Origin of the sequence: Kaistella sp., from assembly GCF_041824135.1 — a bacterium.
Classification (GTDB): Bacteria; Bacteroidota; Bacteroidia; order Flavobacteriales; family Weeksellaceae; genus Kaistella.
In genome coordinates this window covers 1-4,724 of the sequence record NZ_JBGZYM010000052.1, presented here as the reverse complement: position 1 = coordinate 4,724, position 4,724 = coordinate 1, and the positions used below count along the sequence as shown (strand labels likewise).

At 31.8% G+C, this 4,724-nt stretch carries 4 protein-coding genes; all 4 read right to left on the bottom strand.

Translation table 11 applies throughout. The features are described 5' to 3' along the window. A partial coding sequence (locus ACEYOS_RS05995; protein WP_373748064.1) for a type I restriction endonuclease occupies nucleotides 1-300 on the bottom strand: 300 nt, incomplete at its 3' end. Nucleotides 301-466: 166 nt separating this feature from the next. Next, nucleotides 467-1,807 (bottom strand): RNA-binding domain-containing protein, encoded by a 1,341-nt coding sequence (locus tag ACEYOS_RS05990; RefSeq protein ID WP_373708738.1) that lies wholly within the window; start codon nucleotides 1,805-1,807, stop codon nucleotides 467-469. A 222-nt stretch (nucleotides 1,808-2,029) separates the two neighbouring features. Continuing rightward, nucleotides 2,030-2,587, bottom strand: a complete 558-nt coding sequence (locus ACEYOS_RS05985; RefSeq protein ID WP_373708737.1) for a recombinase family protein — start codon at nucleotides 2,585-2,587, stop codon at nucleotides 2,030-2,032. 954 nt (nucleotides 2,588-3,541) lie between these two features. Further along, nucleotides 3,542-4,672, bottom strand: coding sequence for a hypothetical protein (locus ACEYOS_RS05980; protein WP_373708736.1), 1,131 nt, complete (start codon nucleotides 4,670-4,672; stop codon nucleotides 3,542-3,544). Nucleotides 4,673-4,724: the final 52 nt, after the last annotated feature.

The window sequence follows — 4,724 nt, the reverse complement described above, 5'->3', positions numbered from 1 at the left end:
ATCGTTCTTGCACCAATCTTTAATATTGACCAATGTATAATGAAGCGGCGTTCCATCTTCCCGTAAAAAATAATTTTTCTGTCGAAGTAATTTCGATGCTGCGAAAACATCTGGAGTAATAATTTCATCACGCAAACGTGCGAACTCCGAATTAGATAAAGAAACTTTATTCAAGGATTCGAACTTCTCTTTAAAATTTTTCTCCAGAGATATGCGATCTCTGATATCTTTTCGATAAGTATATTTTAATTCAATTAGTTTTTGAACTAGATCGTTTTCAATTTGGTTTTCCTTGCTCATTAAGGTGTTCTTCAAGTTTCTCCCAAAAATAGTGTTAATTACTCAAATTATAATATTGAAATCCATTTATGTTTGGTGTCAAAAGTAATGTTAAAAATTGCGGTATTTTCTTTTTTACAATCTAACTGAATAGGGATTAATTTTAGAAAATTTAAATCGATCGGGTTTACTTAATTTCCCAGTAACCATTAGTCTTCCCTACTCTCTCTATAACTTTTTTTTCTTTTAAGTTATTGATATGTTTTTGAATCGCTGATTCATTAATCTTTAGATTTTCCGCTAATTCTCTTCGACTTATTTTGGGATTTTCAACGATCAAACGAAAAACCTGATTTTGTGTAGGAGTCAATTCTATTTTAGAAAGATTAACTTGACCACCAACTTGACCACCTTCTTGACCACCAACATGACCACCTTCTTGAACACCTTTTTCATCAACATTTCTAGGCAGAACAATTCTTAAAAAATTCTCTGAAAACTGAAATGATTCTTTCTTGTAAAATTGTAAAATACGAGGAATGCCAGAACCGAGTTGCTCTACTAAGTCCAGGTCTTTAAAAATCCGCATGATTTCTTTATTTCGAGGTACAGAAAAACCTTCAAAAAACTCTTCTTTTGAAAGCCCTTCGGGTAAACCTCCATTAGAAGTTATTTCTAAACGATCATCAAAGAGTTCAAATTTAGGAGCCAATTCTCTGGAGTAATCATTGTGAACAAAAGCATTCACAACGGCTTCACGAAGAGAAATCTCATTCCATATTCGTATTTCTTCGCGCTCTTTGGAAGTGATTCTTGTAAGCGTTTTATTTTCCAGATTTAATTTATCTAAAACTTGTTGGGTTGCTTTCACCAAAGATTCAAAACCGTACTCATTACTCTCTACTAAATTTACCCTGTCGATACCCTCATATTTGGCTACTTTAATGGAAATGGTATTTGTATCATTCATCAAATATCCCACATAATTGTAGGTATTATCTTCAGTAAGTAATTCTAAATTTTTGGCAAATTGCGGAGATAAAATTTTACCTACTCCCTGGTAATAAATATGCAACTGCTGAAATTGCAAATCTTGTTTCGCTGATTTTATATTACTAATAGAATGGCGAGTACGCTTGGTAAATAATCGTTCTATTTCTCTAGTGGGCATCGGTTCGGAAGAACTACCAATGCGAATAAAAGCACCTTTTTCAGACATCCCATATTTCCTGATGTAATAAGGTTTTTCATATCCTCCAGCTACAATTATTTTCAGAACATTTTTATCTTGCTGCTTTTCAGTCACCAAATCGAAAAGCCCCATACAAGAAGGAAGTATATTATTTTTCAGGCGATCTTTGAAGTGCAATTGAACCTGATCAATATCTTCAATACCCACAATATTTCCAGCATTATCAATTCCCACATATATAATTCCTCCTTCGTTTGAGTTTAGAAAGGCAACGACCTCCTTTTCTATTTCGGGAGTTACTTGCTGTTTGTATTCTGTATGTTTATTTTCAATCATGAGTAATTTCTAGCGACAATATGGTTAATAGCGGTTTAACCATTAATTTTGGCAAATCTTTCAAAAATACAAAAATAGACGGATATTAACTAAATGAATATTTAAATAAAATAGAACTAGGAATATAATAGTCGGAAAAAACATTATTATGATGGAACAGTTACTGAAATCCAAATTATAGTGGATACGTACAAAGACTAACAATAAAAGAAGTGTAATTTTCTAAATTTTAAGTTCTTTTTTTAATAACCTATAAATCGTCGCTTGATGCACATTAAATAATTGAGAGAGTTCGGGTGCGGATTTTCCTGCAGCATGTAGTTGAATAATTTCTTGAACCTGAATTGTTTTCAATTTTGGCTTGCGACCACCAACTCTACCCTGTCCTTTTGCATATTCTAAACCTTTCTGTGTTCGTTCTTTCAGCATATTTCTTTCGAATTCTGCAAATACACCTACCATTTGCATCATCATTTTTCCTGCAGAAGTTGTTGTATCAATAGATTCTGTCAAACTTTTAAAACCAGCTTCTTTAGTTTCAATCTGCTCCATAATAAATAGCAGATCTTTCAGTGATCTTGATAAACGATCAAGTTTCCATACAACAATGGTATCCCCTTTTCTAATATAATTTAAAAGTTCCTGAAGTTTAGGTCGATCCCATCTACCTCCAGAAATAACTTCTTCAAAAATCATTTCGCAACCTGATTTTTTTAATGCATCAATTTGAATTGCATTATCCTGAATCTGAGTTGAAACTCTCGCATAACCTATGAGCATATTTAATTATTAAATTTATGTAAAAGCTAATTTACAATATAATATCACGAAGTTTATTAATTCGCACAAATATATCGCATAATTATTTTATTTTGCGATACAATTATGCGACCCTAGAATGAGTAATTTTCTTGTTACTCCGAAATTATTGCACAATTGAACGTTTGTGCGACGAAAATTCTGCTCATTTTCTTTTTTTCGCAACTTTTTCTTTTAAATTTACAGACGTCCATAAATTTTAATGTTTTTTCCGACTATAAAAATAAAATTAAGATCAAATAAAAGGTCTATTAGCCAGGGGCTAACTCCTTATTTTTAATTAATAAATAAGAATATTAAATACATTATAATATTAGTAAGCCTTAGAAACCGCTTAAAAAGCTTTCAAATACTGAGTATTCTGATGTATTTCGGGAAACCCAGTGGGGGTAATGGACATATTGAGTGGGGGTAGTAAGGAAAACAAGTGGGGGTAACAGAACATTGAGTGGGAGTAATAGTACATTCGGTGGGGGTAATAAGGAAATTCGATGGGGGTAATAAGCGTGAGGTACATTCAGTGGGGGTATCATTGTTAGGAACATTGGATGGGGGTAGTAGCATTGGGATTCAACTTCTTCAACACTATTATTTCTACTCTTGTTTCCCTATTAATAGGCTTTTATAACTGTCATTCGTTCGAATGACTATTACTTTGTCTCACGAAATTGAATTTGATGCTCCATTATTAACTTCTATTTTTGACATCTTCGTCTAACTCCATCATTTTAGTTTTCTTTTTATCAGAGTATTCAACTGATCCTGTCTACCATTCATCTACTTTTTTCTTTATAACATTTAAAAAACGGAACATCTAGTGGGGGTAATAAAAACAATTCCCTATTGATAATGGTTTCATTAATGCAGATATAACTCATATCAAGTAGGAACATTCAGTGGGGGTAACTCTGCTAATTATATTTGAAGTTCATTACATTTATCTACAAACCATTTTAAATAATCATTTCCTGTAATATTCTTGTCTAAGCGAGATCTGGTTACTTCACTCATTTTCTCATAACTGTGCTCTTTAAACTTGCCTTCAATATATACTAATTGCTTATCATTTAATTTCCTTGATTTCTTAATATATTTTATGGCATTTTTTGAACGGTAATCATCTGCTGAAGGGTATTCGATGAAAACAGTATTTTTTGTTTCATATAGAGAAAAAGTTAGAGTATCATCTGTAATTTTATATCCAAAAGAAATATTTCCAATCTCATTTAATTTTTTCTGAATACCATCCAAAAAAATAGTCAACTTCGATTTTTTTAAATAGTGACTTGCAAGAGACAGGTCTTCTACGAATTTTGAAATTTTTATATTACCCCCATTCATTTTCCCAAACTTTTTCTTTAGATAGAGGTATATATTTAAAGGCATCGTTGAAGGAGTAGAAAAAAGAATACTTCTATAAACTTTAGAATATCCGTCAATGTTATTAAGCAACATCCGAGAAGTAGCTTTAGAAATATAGAAACGAATATAATTCTGTCCTTTATTAAAAATTGGTGTTTCTATAAAATTAGTAATTAAAAACTCTCCACCTGTGTTCGATTTCACCGTATGGTTTCCCAAGGTTTTCAGAATCTTTAATTGCTCATGAAAAACACTGTTATCTTTTACCTTTATATTACCATTATCATTGAGAGCTTGCGTAGGAATAATCATTTGAAGCATACTGAAATTATCTGCAAAAAAACTTTCTTCTATTACCGCCAGTTTCTTTCCAGATTCCAAGAGTCTTCTCTTTTCAATGTGATCTGCTTTAATATCTTCCAAAGATGTAATTCTACCGTCCTTGTAAACCATATCGTTTGAAATGATCTCTTTGGTTTCATCAATACTTATTTTATGCACTTGCGCAGACTTCATCATTTCCATCATCACAAAAATAATACGATGCCCGAAGATATTAATTTTCTTAAGGGGTTCTACTCCACCTAAAAAATCTATTAATTCATTTGGATAAAGCGTTACTAATTGCGCTTCATATGAATCAAGGGTTTTGGTTACGCTGTTCTTATTATCTTTCGCTTTCATTAAGATTGTTTTAAAAATGGTCGGAAGGAAAATTCAGTTACCGGATTATTTT

Coding starts and splice junctions, on each gene's coding strand:
- ACEYOS_RS05990 (WP_373708738.1), bottom strand. CDS start 1,807: ATGATTGAAAATAAACATACAGAATACAAACAGCAAGTAACTCCCGAA.
- ACEYOS_RS05985 (WP_373708737.1), bottom strand. CDS start 2,587: ATGCTCATAGGTTATGCGAGAGTTTCAACTCAGATTCAGGATAATGCA.
- ACEYOS_RS05980 (WP_373708736.1), bottom strand. CDS start 4,672: ATGAAAGCGAAAGATAATAAGAACAGCGTAACCAAAACCCTTGATTCA.